This window comes from Streptomyces sp. NBC_01451 (assembly GCF_036227485.1).
GTDB lineage: Bacteria > Actinomycetota > Actinomycetes > Streptomycetales > Streptomycetaceae > Streptomyces.
Genome location: NZ_CP109479.1, coordinates 6,105,665 through 6,123,417 on the forward strand (window position 1 = coordinate 6,105,665; position 17,753 = coordinate 6,123,417).

15 protein-coding genes are annotated in these 17,753 nt (G+C 68.6%); 8 read left to right on the forward strand and 7 right to left on the reverse strand.

Translation table 11 applies throughout. The annotated features are described in order from the left end of the window. The first annotated feature begins 7 nt into the window (after positions 1-7). Complete coding sequence (locus tag OG595_RS26860; RefSeq protein WP_329276337.1) at positions 8-718, forward strand: DUF1707 SHOCT-like domain-containing protein; 711 nt, start codon at positions 8-10, stop codon at positions 716-718. A gap of 153 nt (positions 719-871) precedes the next feature. Here the strand turns inward: OG595_RS26860 and OG595_RS26865 are convergent, their stop codons facing one another. After that, complete coding sequence (locus tag OG595_RS26865) at positions 872-2,218, reverse strand: SGNH/GDSL hydrolase family protein (RefSeq protein ID WP_329276340.1); 1,347 nt, start codon at positions 2,216-2,218, stop codon at positions 872-874. A 194-nt stretch (positions 2,219-2,412) separates the two neighbouring features. On the opposite strand from OG595_RS26865, the gene OG595_RS26870 reads away from it, so the two are divergent. Both OG595_RS26870 and OG595_RS26875 read left to right on the forward strand, forming a co-directional pair. Further along, positions 2,413-3,783: a DUF445 domain-containing protein gene (locus OG595_RS26870; protein ID WP_329276342.1), complete on the forward strand. Its 1,371-nt coding sequence runs from the start codon at positions 2,413-2,415 to the stop codon at positions 3,781-3,783. Positions 3,784-3,907: 124 nt separating this feature from the next. Next, on the forward strand, positions 3,908-4,399 hold the full coding sequence (locus OG595_RS26875; protein WP_329276344.1) for a hypothetical protein: 492 nt from the start codon (positions 3,908-3,910) through the stop codon (positions 4,397-4,399). A 144-nt stretch (positions 4,400-4,543) separates the two neighbouring features. Here the strand turns inward: OG595_RS26875 and OG595_RS26880 are convergent, their stop codons facing one another. Further along, a complete protein-coding gene (locus OG595_RS26880; RefSeq protein WP_329276346.1) occupies positions 4,544-4,852 on the reverse strand; it encodes a hypothetical protein in 309 nt (102 codons plus the stop codon). 262 nt (positions 4,853-5,114) lie between these two features. On the opposite strand from OG595_RS26880, the gene OG595_RS26885 reads away from it, so the two are divergent. The 3 genes from OG595_RS26885 to OG595_RS26895 all read left to right on the forward strand — a co-directional run bounded on the left by OG595_RS26885 (position 5,115) and on the right by OG595_RS26895 (position 10,476). Continuing rightward, positions 5,115-5,921: a hypothetical protein gene (locus OG595_RS26885; protein WP_329276348.1), complete on the forward strand. Its 807-nt coding sequence runs from the start codon at positions 5,115-5,117 to the stop codon at positions 5,919-5,921. Beyond that, entirely contained in the window at positions 5,918-8,203 is a 2,286-nt protein-coding gene (locus OG595_RS26890) for a bifunctional serine/threonine-protein kinase/ABC transporter substrate-binding protein (protein WP_329276350.1), read from the forward strand. The genes OG595_RS26885 and OG595_RS26890 overlap by 4 nt, the downstream gene beginning before the upstream one ends. A gap of 101 nt (positions 8,204-8,304) precedes the next feature. Continuing rightward, positions 8,305-10,476: a bifunctional serine/threonine-protein kinase/ABC transporter substrate-binding protein gene (locus tag OG595_RS26895; protein ID WP_443073361.1), complete on the forward strand. Its 2,172-nt coding sequence runs from the start codon at positions 8,305-8,307 to the stop codon at positions 10,474-10,476. 112 nt (positions 10,477-10,588) lie between these two features. Here OG595_RS26895 and OG595_RS26900 read toward each other — a convergent pair whose 3' ends face one another. Together OG595_RS26900 and OG595_RS26905 are read right to left on the reverse strand one after the other, a co-directional pair. Beyond that, positions 10,589-11,143 carry a hypothetical protein gene (locus tag OG595_RS26900; RefSeq protein ID WP_329276354.1) on the reverse strand — a complete coding sequence of 185 codons (555 nt, stop codon included), beginning with the start codon at positions 11,141-11,143 and terminating at the stop codon, positions 10,589-10,591. A 34-nt stretch (positions 11,144-11,177) separates the two neighbouring features. Continuing rightward, a complete protein-coding gene (locus OG595_RS26905) occupies positions 11,178-11,624 on the reverse strand; it encodes a hypothetical protein (RefSeq protein ID WP_329276355.1) in 447 nt (148 codons plus the stop codon). A gap of 280 nt (positions 11,625-11,904) precedes the next feature. On the opposite strand from OG595_RS26905, the gene OG595_RS26910 reads away from it, so the two are divergent. Next, on the forward strand, positions 11,905-12,600 hold the full coding sequence (locus tag OG595_RS26910; RefSeq protein WP_329276357.1) for a hypothetical protein: 696 nt from the start codon (positions 11,905-11,907) through the stop codon (positions 12,598-12,600). Between the two features lie 66 nt (positions 12,601-12,666). On the opposite strand, the gene OG595_RS26915 is transcribed toward OG595_RS26910, so the two are convergent. Together OG595_RS26915 and OG595_RS26920 are read right to left on the reverse strand one after the other, a co-directional pair. After that, a complete protein-coding gene (locus OG595_RS26915; RefSeq protein WP_329276359.1) occupies positions 12,667-12,873 on the reverse strand; it encodes a DUF397 domain-containing protein in 207 nt (68 codons plus the stop codon). Beyond that, a complete protein-coding gene (locus OG595_RS26920; RefSeq protein ID WP_329283218.1) occupies positions 12,873-13,718 on the reverse strand; it encodes a helix-turn-helix domain-containing protein in 846 nt (281 codons plus the stop codon). The genes OG595_RS26915 and OG595_RS26920 overlap by 1 nt, the downstream gene beginning before the upstream one ends. 203 nt (positions 13,719-13,921) lie before the next feature. Between OG595_RS26920 and OG595_RS26925 the strand changes: the two genes are divergently transcribed. Continuing rightward, positions 13,922-14,584 (forward strand): ATP-binding protein, encoded by a 663-nt coding sequence (locus OG595_RS26925; RefSeq protein WP_329276361.1) that lies wholly within the window; start codon positions 13,922-13,924, stop codon positions 14,582-14,584. A 4-nt stretch (positions 14,585-14,588) separates the two neighbouring features. Here OG595_RS26925 and OG595_RS26930 read toward each other — a convergent pair whose 3' ends face one another. Further along, the gene (locus OG595_RS26930) at positions 14,589-17,747 is read right to left on the reverse strand and encodes a DUF3427 domain-containing protein (RefSeq protein ID WP_329276363.1); all 3,159 of its coding nucleotides are present in this window, start codon (positions 17,745-17,747) and stop codon (positions 14,589-14,591) included. Positions 17,748-17,753 lie beyond the last annotated feature (6 nt).

Below are 17,753 nucleotides of genomic sequence, written 5' to 3' on the forward strand. Positions count from 1 at the left end.
TGCCTGCATGACGGACGACCTTCCGGAGCTGCGTGCTTCCGACGCCGATCGTGAACGAGTCGCCGAGGTACTGCGGGACGCCCTCGCGGAGGGCCGGCTCGACATGGCCGAGTTCGAGGAGCGGCTGGACGCGACCTATCAGGCGCGTACGTACGGTGAGTTGACGCCGATCACCCGTGACCTGCCCGGGGCCGGGGTGACCGCGCCCGCGGTGAACATGGTCAAGCGGCCGGTGGGGGACGGGAGTTGGCCGGACCGGATCGTCGGGGGCGAGGGGTCCTCGCAGTGGGGTGTCGCCGTCATGGGCGGGTTCCAGCGCAGGGGGCGCTGGACGGTGCCGCGTCGGTTCACCGCGTTCGCGTTCTGGGGCGGCGGTGAACTCGACCTGCGCGAGGCGAACTTCGCGGACCGTGAGGTGGTCCTCAACTGTGTCGCGATCATGGGCGGCGTGAATGTGCTGGTGCCGCCCGGCGTCGAGGTCGTCGTGCGCGGCATCGGCATCATGGGCGGCTTCGACCACAGCCAGGAGGGGGTACTGGGCGACCCCGGTGCACCCCGGGTGATCATCCAGGGGTTCGCCTTCTGGGGCGGTGTCGGGGTGACCCGCAAACTCCCGAAGGCGGAGCGCCAGCGACTGAAGGAGGAACGGCGCCAGGAGAAGCTGGAGCGGCGGGAGGGGCGGGGGGAACTGGACGGCTCGGGGCCGGACCACAGGTGAGCCACGGCGGCTCGGTGTCGGAGGACTCCGGGTGACGGGGGCACGCCGTCAGGGGCGCGGGGAACTGCGCGACCAGCCCCCACCGGACCCGCACCCTGAAACGCACCCCGCAACCCCGCAACCCGCACTCTCAACGCACCCCGCGCGCACCCGCTAGAGCTCCGCCGGTGCCGCCCCCTTCAGATCCTCCAGGTCGAACACCTCACCCATCCGCGCGTACCCCTTGTCGCTCGGATGCAGATGATCCCCGGAGTCGTAGTCCGCGCGGAACCGCCGGGGGTCGTACGGGTCCCGCAGCGCCTTGTCGAAGTCCGTGTACGCGTCGAACACCCGCCCGCTCCGGATCTCCGCGTTCACGGCCTGCCGCAGTGCCTCCGTGGTCGCCGAGTACCCGTGGAACCCGCCGAACGGCATCAGCGTCGCCCCCACCACGCGCAGCCCCCGCCGGTGCGCGTCATCCACCAGCTCACGCAGCCCGGAGACGATCGAGGACGCCCGCAGGGTCCTGGGGTCGCGGGCGCGCAGGATGTCGTTGACGCCCAGGTCGATCACGACGGCCTTGACGTTCGTACGGCCCAGGACGTCCCGCCCGAACCGTGACAGTCCGCTCGCGTTGGGCGCCGGCACACCGACGCCGCCGTGCCGCAGCACGCGGTTGCCGCCTATGCCCTGGTTGACGACGCTGTAGCGGGGCACGTCCGCGCCGGACTCCGCCGCCGCGTGCAGCCGGTCGGCGAGGACGTCGGGCCACCGGCTGTTGGCGCCCACGCTCGACGTGCTGCCGGCGGTGAGCGAGTCGCCGAGGACGACGACCGTGCCGTTGGCCTGGTCGCTGAGGACGTCCAGGGCGGTGACGTACCGCCAGGCCTCGGTCCGCTCGGTGTACGCCGTGGCGTGCGGGTCCTCGGTGCGGTCGCCCACGGCGGCGTACGAGATCTGCCGGGCGCGCGGATGGTAGGTGACCGGGCCGGAGGGGACCTCGGCGTACGTCGTCACCAGGACGTCACTGTCGCGCGGGACGGCGATCCGCACGGCGTCGCTGACGGTCTGCCGCCCGGGCGCGATGGTCACCGAGTCGCCGCCGCCGAAGGTGAGCCGGCGCATGGTGGCGGCGTCGGCGGCGGCGCTGTTCTCGGCGGCGGCGACGGCGATCGAGGCGTGGGCGATGGTCAGGGGCTGCTTGCCGTAGAGGTTGGAGAGCGTGACGCGGGCACTCGTACCGCCGGCCGCCGTGTGTACGACGTTGCGCAGGGAGCGGCCCGCCAGACCCCGCACCTCGGTGCCGGGCTCGCCCTCGACCGGGGAGGCGGCCCAGGTGCCGACCCAGGCGCCGGCGGACGCGGGGGCGACCTCGTTGCCCGAGTCGCCGCGAGACTGGCTGACGGCCTTTGTGCGCCGGCTGCCGTCGTCGAGGGCCGCCCCGACGTATATGGCGGCCGACACGGCCACGACGAGCGTGATCATCGCGGCGAGCAGGCCATAACCGTGGCGCCTGGTCATGGGATGCGTGACTCCTCGTACGGCGGGGAGCGTGGGGCTCCGGTGGGCTGAGCCCATGATGCGGGATGGGCCTGTGAGAGCCGGTCGAATCGATGGGATCGGCTCCCTCCGGGTATACGCGGGGAACTCTTGTTCCGTTCCGGGAGTCGGTCAGGAAGGGACAATGTGTGAGGGATCACTGAATGGTGGAGCGAATGGAACGGACGAGAACGGCATCAGAGGACGCGACCGAAGGAGGCGACGGGCGGCGGCGCACCCGAGCCGCGCCCGTCGCCCCCGCCGGTACGGTCCCGGGCCGTGCCATGACCTCCTTCAGCCCCGCCGACGAGGAGCGCCGACGCGGGGTGCGCCGGATGAAGCTCACGGCGACCGGGCTGCTGCTCTTCGTCGCCGTCGTGTACGTCCTCGCCAAGTGGGCCGGTGAGCAGGGCGCCGGTGCCTGGACGGGGTATGTCGCGGCGGCGGCCGAGGCGGGCATGGTCGGTGCGCTGGCCGACTGGTTCGCGGTCACCGCCCTCTTCCGCCATCCCCTCGGCCTGCCCATCCCGCACACCGCGATCATCCCCACCAAGAAGGACCAACTCGGCGTCTCCCTGGGTGAGTTCGTCGGCGAGAACTTCCTCTCCCAGGATGTCGTACGGGAGCGGCTGCGGGCGGTGGGCATCGGCAGCCGTCTCGGTACGTGGCTGGCCGAGCCGGAGCACGCCGACCGGGTCACGGCGGAGCTGTCGGCGGCCCTGCGCGGGGCGCTCACCGTCCTCCGCGACTCCGACGTCCAGGCGGTCGTCGGCGAGGCCGTCACCCGGCGGGCCGACGCCCAGGAGATCGCGCCCGGGATAGGGAAGATGCTGGAGAAGGTCGTCGTGGACGGCGGCCACAAACGCGTCGTCGACCTGATCTGCGTCCGCGCCCACGACTGGCTCGTCGTGCACGAGGAGGAGGTCATGGGCGCCGTGCAGGGCGGCGCGCCCGGCTGGACGCCCAAGTTCGTCGACAAGAAGGTCGGCGAGCGCGTCTACAAGGAGTTGCTGCGCTTCGTCACCGAGATGCGCGACGCCCCCTCCCACCCGGCACGCGGCGCCCTGGACCGTTTCCTCACCGACTTCGCCTCCGACCTCCAGTCCGACACGGACACGCGCGCGCGTGTCGAGCGGCTGAAGACCGAGGTGTTGGGGCGCGGCGAGGTCCAGGACCTGATCGCGTCCGCCTGGACGGCCGTACGCTCGATGATCGTCTCGGCGGCCGAGGACGAGCGCAGCGAACTGCGGCTGCGCGTACGGGCGTCGCTGCTGTCGCTGGGGTCCCGGATGGCCGTCGACTCCAGACTGCAGAACAAGGTGGACGGCTGGGTGGAGGGCGCGGCGGTGTACGTCGTGACGACCTACCAGGGCGAGATCACCTCCCTGATCACGGACACGGTCGCGGGCTGGGACGCCGAGCACACGACGAAGAAGATCGAGGCGCACATCGGCCGCGACCTCCAGTTCATCCGCATCAACGGCACGGTGGTCGGTTCACTGGCGGGGCTGCTCATCTATGTGGTGTCGCGGGCGGTGGGGGTGTAGTCCACATCGTCGATTTCGTGGTGGGGAAGGCGCCTCGGTACCGCACTCGGTACCGCGTCTGAGTACCCGCACCTGAGTACGCGTACTCTGTCCGACCGTCCCCGGACAGGTGACCCTCGTACGTATGACCGAGACAACGGGGAACGGCACCACCGGGAAGCTGCTCGGGCCGCTGGGGACACGTCCCTGGGCCGAGCGCTGGCTGACACGCGCACTCGGCGCCGCCGTCGCTTCGGCGTCGTACGTCGTCTGCGTCCCCTGGGACCTGCGCAACCGGGCCGAGAGCGTGGGCGCGACGGACGAGACGACCCTGGTGACAGGCGTCGGGGTCGTCGCCCTGGGTGTCCTGCTGCTGCTCCTGGCCGCCTACTTCGGATACCGCGACAGCAGGGGCTGGCCACTGCTCCTGATCGCCGTCCCGCCGGCGGCGCTCATGTACGTCTCCCTGCGCACCCATCCCGGCCCACCCGACGGCTTCGCCAACGCCTGGCCCCTGACCTGGGCCTTCTTCACGCTGGTGATCGCTGCGGGGGTGCTGGTCGCGGCGGGGGTCGGACGGGCGTTCCGGGTGGAGGAGGAGTCGCTGGAGGGCTTGGTGTCGGCGTGCCGACGGTGAGTTCTCGACGGGGGCTGCGGTGACCCCCTAGGGGCGCGGGGCTGTGACATTTACGGCTCCGCCGTGTGGGCGCGACCAGCCACGACGGCGTCGCGGCGAAACGCCCAGCACCTCACAGCACCTCACAGCACCCCGGTAGAGCGCTCAGTGCCGGTCGGCGACGGCCCAGGAGGCGAGGGCGACGGCTCCGGCGACCCCGAACACGGCGGGCCAGGCGCCCACCTTCTTGGCCAGCGGGTGCGATCCGGCGAAGGCGGCGACGTACGCGACGGTCAGCGCCCCGGCGGCCGTCACACCCGCCTGCTCCTGCCAGCGCTGCGCGGCGACGGTCCCCGCGACGGCCAGTACGGTCCCGCCGAGCTGCCGGTTCCTGCTCCAGCGGGCGACGGCGTACCCACCGACGAGGCCGGTGGCAGCCACGAGCGCCGTAGGAACCTTGGTCGTCTTCGCCATGTCGGCCTGCCTCCGCTGGATCGGGTCGTACAGCAGTCGTGTACGGGTGCGTGTACGTGCGCTACGGGCGAGGCTAACCCGTGATCCTGGGTAACCGGCCGGGCGGGGTGACCGGTCCTGTCCGGGACGGAGCGACGGACTCCGACATGTTCGTAGTGTCCCGCCGGCATAGTCGCTACGCTCCCAGCGGGGGGAACGCGGGTGCGGATGGCGGGAGTTGACGGTGTTTCAGAGACCGCTGGGGCGGTGTTGTGGCGTCTTGGTGGGCGTCGGGCTGTTACTGACCGGCTGTTCCGGTTCGGGAGGGGACGGTACCGCCGGGTCCAAGGGCTCGACAACGAGTGGTGGCACACGCTCCAGCCCCGCTTCGAGCCCCGACCCGGACTCGGACTCAAGCGCGACCCCGACCCCCAGCCCCACAGCTCTGGCCTTCGACCCCGACCCCGCCCGCCTGCCGAAGACCCGCGCGCAGGCCGTACGCCTGGCCCGCGCCGTCGCGGCGGAGCCCGTGAGCTGGGGGCCCGGCTTCGTCAGACGCGACCCGTACGAGAGTGACCCCGGCTACTGGCCCGTGCTCGACGCGAACTGTGTCTGGCGGCGCGAGTCACTACCCGCGACGGTGCTCGCCTCACTCACCCGCTACAGCGAACTGCCCGCGGAGGACGGCAAGGGCCCGATCCGCATCACCGCCGTCGTCACCGTGCACCGGACCGTGACGGACGCCGAATGGGAGATGGCCGGGATGCTCGAAGAGGCGATGCGCTGCCCCGACCAGCAGCTCCGAGAGGGCGAGCGGATCACCGGGCTGCTCTCCCAGGGCACGTCGTACGGGCTGATGGGCAACTTGACCGCCGAGGACGCGCTCTCGGAGGGCGGCCAGTTCTACAGCGACGAACTCGGCGGCCCTCACTACTACTACTGGATACAGAGCCGGCTGGGCCAGGTCACCGTGGCTGCCGTCGGCAGGGGCGCCACCGGCCGGACCGACGCAGAGGTCACTGCCGCCCTGGTGCCAGGACTGTCCCAGATGCTGGGCGACGTCGAGACCGAACTGGAGGCTGCGGAATGAGCGAGCGCCTGCTCCCCACCGACCCCTCCTCCGTCGGCGGACACCGACTGCTGGCCCGCCTCGGCGCCGGTGGCATGGGCGTGGTCTACCTCGGCCGTACCGAGGCCGGGACGTTGACCGCCGTCAAGGTCATCCAGGCCGAGTACGCGGACGAGCCGGACTTCCGTGCCCGGTTCCGCCGCGAGGTCGAGGCGGCCCGCCGGGTGACGAGCCCCTGGGCGGTGCCCGTCACCGGCGCCGACCCGGACGCGGCGGCACCCTGGCTGGCCACCGCCTTCGTGCCCGGCCCCTCGCTCGGCGAGGCCGTCGCCCGCCACGGTCCGCTGCCAGCCCGGAGCGTGCGAGTCCTGGGCAGGATGCTCGCCGCCGCGCTGCGCGAGGTGCACGCCGCCGGGCTGGTCCACCGTGACGTCAAGCCCGCCAACGTCCTGCTCGCCGTGGACGGTCCGCGTCTCATCGACTTCGGGATCGCCCGCGTGGTCGACGAGACCGCGATCACCTCCGCCGACCTGGTCGTCGGCACGCCAGGCTTCCTCTCCCCGGAGCAGGCCGAGGCACGCGGTGCCCAGGTGGGCCCGGCAAGCGACATCTTCTCGCTGGGCTGTCTGCTGGCGTACGCGGTGACCGGCCGTCCGCCGTTCGGCACCGGCGCGGTGGACGCCCTCCTCTACCGCACGGTCCACGACGAGCCCGACCTGGCAGGCATCGAGTCGGGCGACGAGCCCGGCACCGGTTCCGGCGACGACGCGGCGAGCGGCGAACTGCTGACGCTGCTGCACATGTGCCTGGCGAAGGACCCCGCGGACCGTCCGACGGCCGAGCAGATCTGCACGGTGCTGCTGGTCGAGGACGCCGTCCCCGACAGTGGCCAGACCGACTGGCTGCCTGACGACGTCGTACGGGGAATCGCGGACCGCTCGTCCGAGATGCTGGCGCTTCCCGACATCGAGCCGACGCTGCCGGCCGCCGGCGCGGCAGCCGAAGCAGGACAGGACGCGGAGCCGCCGTCGCCCGGCCGGCGCCGACTGCTCCTGGCCTCGGGTGCGGCGGTGCTCATGGCGGTGGGCGGGGCCGCGGCCTGGGCCGCACTGCGCGACGAGGACACCCCGGGCACACCGGCGGCCCGGCGCTGGGCCATCGGGGTCCAGGCGGATCTCAGCGGCGCGCAGCGGACGGCGGGCCGGGCGCAGGAGCAGGGCGCGCGACTGGCGGTCGAGCAGTTCAACTCCCGTAAGGACAAGCCGTTCGAGCTCACCCTGAAGGCGGTCGACGACGGCGGCAGCGCGGCGCGGGCACCCGCCGCGGCCAAGACGCTGATCCAGGACGCCGACGTACTCGCCGTGCTCGGCCCGACCAACGACGAGACCGCCAACGCGGTCCTCGCCGCCTACGACGAGGCCCTGCTGCCGCTGCTGTGCGTCTCGGCCGGAGGGCTGATCCTGACGAGGGCTCAGTACCGGTCCTTCGTGCACTGCCGCCCCAGTGACGCGGCGGTCGCTCTCCCGATCAGCTTCTACCTGATGGGGCAGAAGGAGACAGCGCGGCCCGGCGTCCTCCAGGACCGGACCGGGCAGACGTACGCCCAGGAAACCGCCTCGATCAGCATCCTCGTGCTGCGTGACCTGGGCAGGCCGGCCTACCCTCGGGTGGTCCCGGCGGGCACCGACGACCTGGCACCCGTGGTCGCCGACATGCTGCGGGCCGGGATCGGCTCCTTCATCTACGCCGGGTACGCGCAGGGAGCGGTCCAGGCGGCCCGGGAACTTGCGGGCGTCGGCTTCGACAGGCCGAGGCTGAGCTCGCAGGCAGTGATCGACCCTGCGTTCCTCGATCTGGCCGGGGACGCGGCCGAGGGATGGCTGATGACCTCCTCCTTCGTCGACCCCACCGCCGTGCCGGCCGCGGCGGCCTTCACCACCGCCTTCCGCAAGCGCTACGGTGCCGCGCCCGGCTACTACGCCGCCGAGGCGTACGACACCGTCAACCTCGTCCTCCAGGAGTTGGTGAAGGCAACAAAGGCCACGACGGCATCGAAGGCCACGACGGCAACGAAGAACACGACGGCAACGAAGAACACGACGGGTACGCAGGCTGCGAAGGCCGGACAGCCGCCGAGCCGCCAGGAGTTGGTGGGTCTGCTGCGCAAGAGCCGCTACAAGGGCATCACCAAGGAGTTCTCCTTCAAGCCGGAGGACGGCACGTTCGCCGGGTGGGGCGTCTTCCTGCACCAGGTAGAGGGCGGCCGGTTCCGCTTCCTCGGCGAAGCCCCCTCCGCGGCGTAGCGGTGGGCGGGGCGGTTGGCGGGGCGCACCCGGACGGCCACGCGGGCGACCCGCACGCCGGAGACCCGCACACGGGAGACCGTGCGGAAGGCCGTGTGGGAGTGCACGCGCTCAAGCCGGGCGACCCCCCCTTCGTCGGCGGCCACCGGCTGCTGGGACGGCTCGGCTCGGGCGGTATGGGCGTGGTCTACCTGGCCCGTTCGACGGGAGGGGCGCTGGTCGCGCTGAAGGTGATCCGCGCCGAGTACGCGGCCGACGACGGCTTCCGCACCCGGTTCCGGCGCGAGGCCGAGGCGGCGACCGGGCTCACCGGACGGTGGGTGGTGCCGGTCACCACGGCGGAACCGGAGGCCCCCGAGCCCTGGCTCGCGACCGCCTTCGTACCGGGCCCGTCGCTGGCCGAGGCCGTCGAACTGTACGGGCCGCTGCCGGACCGTACGGTACGCGCGCTGGGCACCCGGCTGGCCGAGGCGCTCACCGAGGTGCACGCGGCGGGCCTGGTGCACCGGGATGTCAAGCCGCACAACGTGCTGCTCGCCCTGGACGGCCCCCGGCTGATCGACTTCGGCATCGCGCGGTCCACCACGGCCACCGCGATCACCGCGACCGACGTGGTGATCGGCTCACCCGGCTATCTCTCGCCGGAACAGGCGCAGGCGCGAGCCGGTGACATGGGCCCACCGAGCGACGTCTTCTCGCTGGGCTGCGTCCTGGCGTACGCGGCAACGGGCCGCCGCCCGTTCGGCACTGGCACCCCGGCCGCCGTCCTCTTCCGTACGGTCCACGAGGAACCGGACCTGGAAGCGGTGCCCCGGTCCCTGGTCCCGCTGCTGACGAGCTGCCTGGCCAAGGACCCGCAGGCCAGGCCCACCGCACGGGCGGTACGGGACGCCCTGGCCGACGAGGGCGCGGGCGAGGCCGGGGGCGACTGGCTGCCGCCCACCCTGCCCCGGTTGATCGCACGACGCTCGGCCGCAGTCCTGGCCCTCCCTGACCCCGGCCCGTCCACCCTCGTACAGCCGGCGGAACAGCCCTCCCCCTCCCGGCGCCGCCTGCTGACCCTGGGCTCGGCGGCAGCGGTGGCCCTGACCGGCGGCGGCCTGGCGGCCTGGGCGGCCTCCCGGCCGTCGGCGGGCGGCGGTGGCGGGACAACGGGCTCGGGACCACTGCCCCGGTACGTCATCGGAGTGCACGCGGACCTGACGGGCACGGACAGGACGATCGGCCGGGCGCAGGAGAGGGGAGCGCGGCTGGCCGTGGAGGACTTCAACTCCCGCTCCCGTTGGGGAAGTTCCGGCTCGCCAGGCAGCCGTACCTTCGAGTTGGCCCTGAAGGTCCTCGATGACGCGGGGGAGGCGAAACGGGCCGCGGAGGTGGCCGGAAGGTTCGTCGCGGACCACGACGTGTACGCCGTCATCGGCCCGACAGGCAACGCCGCGACCCAGGCGTCCATCGCCCGCTACGAGAAGGCACTGCTGCCCGTCGTCACCGTCTCCGCCGGCCTGGACCCGGACCTCTCCGAACGCGCGTTCTTCCAGCTCAGGCCCGACGAGAACACACTGTCGACGCCCTTCATCCACTACCTCACCCACGTCGAGAAGAGCACCAGGACCGCCCTCATAGACGACTGGGCGGCAAGCCGCACCAGCTGGCAGATCGTCAGATCCCTGACCGCGTACCCGCCCGCCGAAGGCACGACGACCACCCATGCCGTCCCCGCGGACAGCGAGGACTTCGACACGGTCGCCGCCTCCGTGCTCGCCGCCAGGGCAGAGGCCGTGGTCTACGCCGGCACCTCCCCGCACCGGGCCGCCCTGTGCGCCCGCTCACTCGTCCGGGCCGGGTTCCAGGGCACGCGCATGGCCCCCGAACCGGTCCTGGAGCCCACGTTCCTCACCGAGGCGGGTGCCGCGGCCGAGGGCTGGCTGATCAGCGCGACCTACGTCGACCCGGCCGAACTGCCCGCCGCCGCAGGCTTCGTGACGGCGTACAAGAAGCGATTCGGGGTGCGCACCGTCGAGCGCTTCGCGGTGGAGGCGTACGACGCGCTGCTCTTCGTCGCCCAGAGTCTGGGCGGGCTGGGGGCTGTCGAGGTCGAGCGGGGCGCCATGGTGCGCAGACTCCGCGCGTCCACCTACAAAGGACTCGCCAAGACCATCGAATTCGACGCCAAGACCGGCCAGTTCAACCTGGTCAACGGCCTCTTCCTGCACCGGGTGGAGAACGGTGCGCCGCGCTTCCTGGGCCGCTACGACAAGGTCAGGAAGACGTGACATCAGCGTGATCACGTACCACTCGGTCACGTGGCGCTGGGTCGTGTACCACTTGGTCACGCCGCTAAACGGGAAACGGGAGCCGGCACTTCTCCGACCGGCCCCCAACCCCTCAAGGCTTCTTCGCGGCGTCCTTCACCGAGGTCGGCCCCAACTGCCTGGCGCTGGAGTACTCCGGCAACGTCATGGGCTTGTCGAACAGGAAGAACGACTGGTTCGTGCCGACCGTGAACTCCATGTACGCGCCCGTCGTGGCGTCGAAACCGTAATAGGCGTTGCAGGTGGAACCCGTCGTGTACGTGCCGTCCATGCCGGGCTGTGTGAGGACCGCGGCGTCCTCCACCCGCTCCGGCGGAGTGAGCATCTTGCAGCGCGGTACCGGCAGGCCCTTCATGATGAAGTACCCGTACTCGCCCTTGGCGTTCTGAATGTAGACGTACGAGAGCTTGCCCCGCTTGCCCCATGTCTGGACCCACTGGTTGATCGCTTCACGGGTCGGCGAGTACTCCATGCGGCCCGCCGGCTGCAGGGCCACGAGGTGGTCGTAGTTGCTCTGCTTGGCCTTGGTCTCCTTGTCCTGACTGGTCTCGCTGGTACAGGACGTCAGGGCGGGACCCCCGACGAGCGCGATGACGGCGGCCAGGGACACGCGTACGGACTTCTTCATGCCGTGCTGCCCTCTTCCCGGGATGAGTTGGGGATCAGTTGGTGCATGTCGTGCGCTCGGCGGTGGCATCCAGCCGGTACGGCAGATCCTTGTCGTGGAAGGCTGCGCGGTGCTCCTGAGCGGCCTTCGAGTTGTAGGCGTTGACCGACTCGATCCGCGTGGTCTTCAGCGCGGTGACCGACTGGTCGATCTGCGTCGCGCGAGTCTCCGAAGCGGCCTTCCGCTCCTCCTGGAGCACCTGGATCGTCCCTTCGGCGTTCTGCACGGCCTCGCACAGACCGAAGAACTCCTCGTACGTGGTCTGCCGGAACTCGCCCGAGGCGACGGTGTTCTCGCGCTCGTCCCCCTCACCGCGGAGCGGGGCGGTGATCCACATAGCGCCGCCGAAGGCGAACGCCCCGATCACGTACAACACCGCCAGGCCGACAACCCCGGCGACAGCCCAAGCCCCTAACCGTGCCCCTTCGCGTATCTCCCCCATGACCCTCCCCCTTCGGAGGCGGTCCGCGGCGTGGAACCACCTTCCGTGAAGGAGGACATGGGGCTTGGTGAAACGGTTCCGGGGGTGCGAGGGGCAGGAAGCGGCCAGCGGAGGCGCAGGTGTTGGTCGGCGTCCGCGTTCTTCCCCTCAGCTACGCGTCCCCGGCCGGGGACGGCCCGCTCGAACAGCAGGCCCTTGACTGCAGGCAACCAGCCCACGGTTGAACGTTGACCAACGGCCCGAACGCCGTTGTCGGACCCTGCTGTTACGGTCCCTGTGCATGGCAGAAAACGATGGAATCGCATGGCTCGGCGAGCGGTGGGCGAGCGACCGTACCGACCTCATCCCTGGGGAACAGGCGGGTCTCGTGTTCGCCGAAGGTATCGCGCCGCAGGATCTGGCGGTGGTCTTCGGAGCCGTTCCCTGGGAGATCCCTGAACCGGTGAGCGCCGAGGCCAAGGCCATCTACGACCGGACCCACCCACATACACAAGTCCCCGATGAACCCTTCGTAACTGTCTACGGCAAGGAAGGCGGTTGGTCCTTCCTCGCAGGCGACTTCGACTACCTGATCCACTTCCGAGAAGGCTTCGCGCTGCCGCAGGGAACCGGCCGGGTCGTGCTCCTCTACAACATCTCAGCCAAGGGCATGTACTGCATGCTCTACTTCGAAGACGGTCGGCTGGTGTGGAGCGACGAGATCTACGGCTACTTCGACGAAGAGACGAAACGGAGCGGCGGACACTACTTCGACTACGCGCCGAGGATGTCCTTCCTCAACTGGGCCATGCACGATGCGGGATGCCGCCCTGAGGTCCGCTACGTCGGCGGGCATCCGGTCTTCGAGAACGAAGGATGGATAACCGACTGGCAGCAACGGTTCCTCAAGGGCCTGGAGATCGCGTTCGGGATCTCCGTGTCCCAGGAAACCTTCGATACGGGTGGATATCCGCTGGCCAGCGTCTACTGGGCCTGATCGCTGCCGAGCTCACTGGGGGTGGTACGCACAACGTTACGCAAACGTCTGTTGAATCTTGTGCCTTCAGCCTTCAAGTCTCACGTTGCTCAACGAGCCTATGAACACCTGCCATGCCTGACCTCGAACAGCAAGAACAGGCCCTCCGACGCGCTTCGAGTCGCGTATCAGAGCGCTACCCGCCAGCCATGCGCACTCCACGCACTCCGTCCCACTTCCCCCGCTGTAAGAGGACTTGAACCACGAGGGAGCGGGCACGGGCCGTGCGGTCATCACGTCTCCTTGCTTATACGGGCGATGAGTGCTGCCGAAGACTCAAGATCGAGCGCCTGTGCGCTCAGGTACTCGAACGCCAACCTATAGCGATCCAGTTCCTGGGGCTTCTCCATAAAGAGTCCGCCGCCGAGTAGGTCTACGTACACCACATCCAGGTCAGGCTTCGGCCCGCGCAGGACGGCGAAGCTTCCAACTGCCGCTGCATGTGCTCCTGTTGAGAAGGGAAGCACTTGGATGGTGATGTTCGGGCGCTCGCACATGGTGAGCAGATGCTGTAGCTGCTCGCGCATGACCACACGCCCCCCAACGCTGCGGCGGATGGCGGCTTCGTCGATTACGGACCAGATGTGCGGCGGCTCCTCCCGTTCAAGGAGCTCTTGCCGCTTCATGCGAATGTCCACCATGTGCTGCACTTCCCGCTCCGCGCACTGAACCTCCGAAGCCCGGTGAACGGCCTCGGCGTACGTGCGGGTCTGGAGCAGGCCAGGGATGTACATGCAGGCGTAATGGTCTTCGCGTACGACCTCGTCCTCAAGCGTGAGCATGAGGTTCATGGAGTCAGGGATGGGGTCGGCGAGTGACCGCCACCAACCTTGGATCCTGGCACCCTTCGCAAGCTCGACCAGAGCAAGCCGTTCCGCGTCGGTAGCTCCGTACTCGCGGCAAAGTGCGTCCACGGCCGGCCACTTGACCGTGCCTTCCTTCGTCTCGTACCGACTCAGCGTTGCCTTTGAGATGCCGACGCGTGAGCCTGCTTCCTCAAGGGTCAGTCTCTTGAGTTCGCGCAGACGGCGCAGGTCCGCGCCTAGTTGGCGCCTGCGCGTGGTGGGTCCAATCGGCATCCCTACAAACCCTTCATGTCGGTCCATCAGATCGTCCTGGTTGCTTGCACGGGTCGGCAAGGCGGTGTGCGCCGGGGGCGCGAGATTTGGCGGTGCGCTCCTTCTCGGTCCTAGTGAGAGTTCCATTTTGAGAGTTCCAATGCAACTCTAGGTGTGTGACCGAATGCACTGTGCAACTCGGTGTGGGCAAGAAGGAGTTGAGCATGGACTGCACCACCTGCATGCCCAGGAAGCCCTGGGACCTTCACTTTCTGGCGGAGCCCGAGGAAGTAGCAGGTCTACGACGCGTCTTGCGGGTCCACCTCGGACTCTGGGGCTTGGACGAGCTCATCGACGCGGCCCAGCTCTGCGTCAGCGAGCTCGTTTCCAACGTGATCACACACGTCGGTGCCGGTACCCCCACCACCCTTGCTGTCTCTATGAAGGGCACCCGCCTTCGGATCGAGGTCTACGACCCCGACACCCGGGCCTTGCCCACGCTCCTCAACCAAGGCGTCAACTCCGAATCCGGGCGGGGGATGGAGCTCATCACCTTCACCGCTGACCGTTGGGGCGTGCAGCTTCTCGCCGACCGCAAGATGACATGGTGCGAGCTCCCCACCACGCTGACCTCGCCAAACGGCCACCGAGGTGGACCTCACGTGACGAGAGCGGGGGAGGTGCTCGGCCTCTACAACGGCGTAACGTTGCCGCCCGCAGCTGACCTGGGTCGGCTGCGGGCGGCCGTGGCGGAGGAGGCGGCGATCGGTGCCATTGCGGACCTCCTCCACTGGCTTCGGGCACACGGCCGCGATGCGGATGATGCGTTGGACCGAGCGCAGATGCACTTCGAAGCGGAAGCAGGGGTGGTGAGCGACTCGACGTGAGGCGCTACCCGGCTTTGATCGTCGAGTATGTCCAGACGTCCGCCGGGATCTCGTGCTTCAGCTTCCACGTGATCGCCATCGGTTTGCTACCCGTGTGTTTCTCGTACTCCGCCGGGCCGAGCAGCATCCACGGCTGGGCACCACCTACGTCGGTGCTCTTGTAACGGCGCACGAAGAGCAGGACGTGGCTGCCCTCAGCAACATGATGCTGATAGCGCAGGCCAGTAGGGGAGGTCTCAGAGGTCTGGTTCTGGGACTCCCAGTGGAAGAGGGTCTCGCTCTGCGCGTAGTCGTGGTACCTGGTCTGTGGTGAGAAGTCCTTCTCGTCCTTCTCCAGAGTGATGAGAAGCGCGTCCGTCTTGATCGAGTCGCACCACTTCACACCCTCGCGGAAATCGGCCGGCATAAAGCCGCCGATGTACGACTGCCCCAGCGCAGGAAGGAGCTCTTCACGGCTGTATGAAGCGTGCACGGTGAGGGGGAGGCCACTCGGACCGCCCAAGCCCAAGAGAGGGATCGGTACGTGCCCGGTGTGCGCGAGGTTGTACCCCAGCACCTGGCGCAGCTCACCTCGGAAAGCGTCCTGGTTACGCAGGGTTGCAAACCCGGCGTCGTAGTTGGCGTATCCCTTGCGAACGATGCCGCCGAGTGGCCACAGCTGGAAGAAGAGCATGCGGGCGTAAGCCTGTCCCTGCTCGTCGAGCTCGCTGTAGGTAGGGGTGTCGTCCTGCAACATCCGCGTGTAGGCGGCAACCCGTAGCGGATCGTCTACGTGCAAGAACGCGGAGACACGCTTGAGGAGCGCGACCTCACCTTCCGGAGCCTCCCCCTTCAGGAGGCTGGAGCGACGGAGTAGACCCGTCCACGAGCTTCCATTGCGGTAGAGCTCCTTGAGCTCGCGCCCGCTCTCGTCCAGGTAGCGGCTGAGGTTCAGCTCGGCGTAGTCCGCTACCTCGCGTGCCAGGGCGGTGACGTTGACGCCAATCTGGTCCTTGATGTTAGCGATGATGGTTCTCTTGGCCTTCTCCTCAAGGATGATCTCGCAGCCAGACGGGAGCTGCGGGAAGTCCTGCTCGATGTTGTCCAAGAGCCGCTTGCGGGTCAGATTCGTCAGGGCACGGAACTGGGTCTCGAAACGGAACTCCTTGCGGTGCTGGCCGATGAAGTCCAGCACGGTCAGTACCGCCTTGTTCTCGGTACGCCGAAGCCCTCGGCCGAGTTGCTGCAAGAACACCGTTGCGCTGGAGGTGGGGCGCAGCAGAAGCAGGGTGTCTACGTCAGGAATGTCGAGGCCCTCGTTGAAGAGGTCGACCGAGAAGATCACCTGCAACGCCCCAGACCTGAGGTCAGTCAGGGCCTGCTTGCGCTGATCCGCGGGGGTTCCGGCAGACAGGGCAACGGCGTTGAGGCCTGCCTTGCGGAAGGACTCCGCCATGAAGTGCGCGTGCTCGACAGAAACACAGAAGCCCAACGCGCGCATTGCACTTGGATCGACAACCTTCTCCTCCACGGCCTTCAGGACCAGCAAGGCTCGCGCATGGTTGGCGGACAGCACATCGCTCAGTGCACTTGCGTCGTACGCCCCGCGGTGCCACTTCACCGCGCTCAGATCGGTGTTGTCGCTGATACCCAGGTAGTGGAAGGGGCTGAGCAGTTCGTTCTCCAGGGCCTCCCACAGCCGCATTTCGGCAGCGATGCGCCCATCGAAGAACTCGTCCTGGATGTTCTTGCCGTCCATGCGCTCGGGAGTCGCGGTCAGTCCGAGCAGCTCCAGCGGCTCGAAGTGATCGAGGATCTTCCGGTAAGTCGGTGAAGTCCCGTGGTGGAACTCGTCGATCACGATTACGTCGAAGTGATCAGCAGCGAGCCGGTCCAGTGCGCGCGCGTTGAGTGACTGCACGCTGGCGAAGACATGCGTCCAGAGCTCTGGGATCTCCCCGCTGTGCAGGGATTCGCCGAAGTTCGCGTCTACCAGGACGTCCTGATAGGTCCGCAGGGACTGCTGGAGGATCTCCTTGCGATGAGCGACGAACAAGAGGCGCAAGTCACGGCCGTGCTTCTTGCGTAGCTGCTTGTAGTCCAGCGCGGCCATCACGGTCTTGCCTGTGCCTGTCGCCGCGACCAGAAGGTTCCGGTGCCAGTCATGCACCTCACGCGCGACGTCGAGGCGTTCCAACATGTCGCGTTGGTGGGCGTAGGGGCGTACTTCGAGACCCGACAGAGTGATTCGGCGATCTACGGCCGAGGTATTTGAGGTGCCCCCGGCGATCGCCAGCGCTTCCTGAAGTCGTGCGCCGTCGGTGTCCGGGTCGTACAACTCGAAGGTGGGGTCACTCCAATAGGCCTCGAAGGTCGCGTCGAACTTTCGCAGTACGTCGGGTGTGGCGATGGAGGAAAGTCGGACGTTCCACTCCAGCCCATCGAGCAGCGCCGCCTTGGAAAGGTTGGAGCTGCCGACGTACGCGGTGTTGTAACCGCTGTTCCGGCGGAACAGCCACGCCTTGGCGTGGAGCCGGGTCGACCTCGTCTCGTAACTGACCTTGACCTCGGCGTTGAACTCTTGCGCCAGCCGATCCAACGCGCGTCGTTCGGTCGCCCCGATGTAGGTCGTCGTGATGACGCGTATCGGCACGTTCCGCTCACCGGCAGCGTGAAGAGATTGTTCGATGATGCGGAGACCATGCCATTTCACGAAGGCGCACAGCAGGTCGACGCGATCGGCGGTGGCGAGCTCGGCACGCAACTCGAAGCCGAGGCTGGGGTCGTCGGGCGAGTTGGTGATGAGAGCAGTGTCGGAGAGCGGGATACCAGGGCGCACGGCAAAGACGCCCGGAGCCTCCTGCCGCACTAGAGCCAGGAGTTGGCGTGGCCCTTCGGCTACGAGGTCCACCCACTCCTGCGCGCCTTTCAACGTGCTGATGGACTCCAGGATGTGGTTCGCGGCGTAGACCCGTTCCTCTGCAGGAAGGTTCTGCAGGACACGCCGGACCGTTCCTGCGACATGTCTCGCCAGGATGTGAGGCACCGAGTCCGGCCCCACGGCATCACTCATGGGATGCCACCCGAGGTCGGTGAGCTCTCTCAACTGCTGTTGGAACCGCAGTGTGATGAGTTGCTCGTAGAGGCCAGCGAAAGGCTGTGACGGCTCATGTGGCTCGGTCATGTCGGC

Coding starts and splice junctions, on each gene's coding strand:
- OG595_RS26860 (WP_329276337.1), top strand. CDS start 8: ATGACGGACGACCTTCCGGAGCTGCGTGCTTCCGACGCCGATCGTGAA.
- OG595_RS26865 (WP_329276340.1), bottom strand. CDS start 2,218: ATGACCAGGCGCCACGGTTATGGCCTGCTCGCCGCGATGATCACGCTC.
- OG595_RS26870 (WP_329276342.1), top strand. CDS start 2,413: ATGGAACGGACGAGAACGGCATCAGAGGACGCGACCGAAGGAGGCGAC.
- OG595_RS26875 (WP_329276344.1), top strand. CDS start 3,908: ATGACCGAGACAACGGGGAACGGCACCACCGGGAAGCTGCTCGGGCCG.
- OG595_RS26880 (WP_329276346.1), bottom strand. CDS start 4,852: ATGGCGAAGACGACCAAGGTTCCTACGGCGCTCGTGGCTGCCACCGGC.
- OG595_RS26890 (WP_329276350.1), top strand. CDS start 5,918: ATGAGCGAGCGCCTGCTCCCCACCGACCCCTCCTCCGTCGGCGGACAC.
- OG595_RS26900 (WP_329276354.1), bottom strand. CDS start 11,143: ATGAAGAAGTCCGTACGCGTGTCCCTGGCCGCCGTCATCGCGCTCGTC.
- OG595_RS26905 (WP_329276355.1), bottom strand. CDS start 11,624: ATGGGGGAGATACGCGAAGGGGCACGGTTAGGGGCTTGGGCTGTCGCC.
- OG595_RS26910 (WP_329276357.1), top strand. CDS start 11,905: ATGGCAGAAAACGATGGAATCGCATGGCTCGGCGAGCGGTGGGCGAGC.
- OG595_RS26915 (WP_329276359.1), bottom strand. CDS start 12,873: ATGACCGCACGGCCCGTGCCCGCTCCCTCGTGGTTCAAGTCCTCTTAC.
- OG595_RS26920 (WP_329283218.1), bottom strand. CDS start 13,718: ATGCCGATTGGACCCACCACGCGCAGGCGCCAACTAGGCGCGGACCTG.
- OG595_RS26925 (WP_329276361.1), top strand. CDS start 13,922: ATGGACTGCACCACCTGCATGCCCAGGAAGCCCTGGGACCTTCACTTT.
- OG595_RS26930 (WP_329276363.1), bottom strand. CDS start 17,747: ATGACCGAGCCACATGAGCCGTCACAGCCTTTCGCTGGCCTCTACGAG.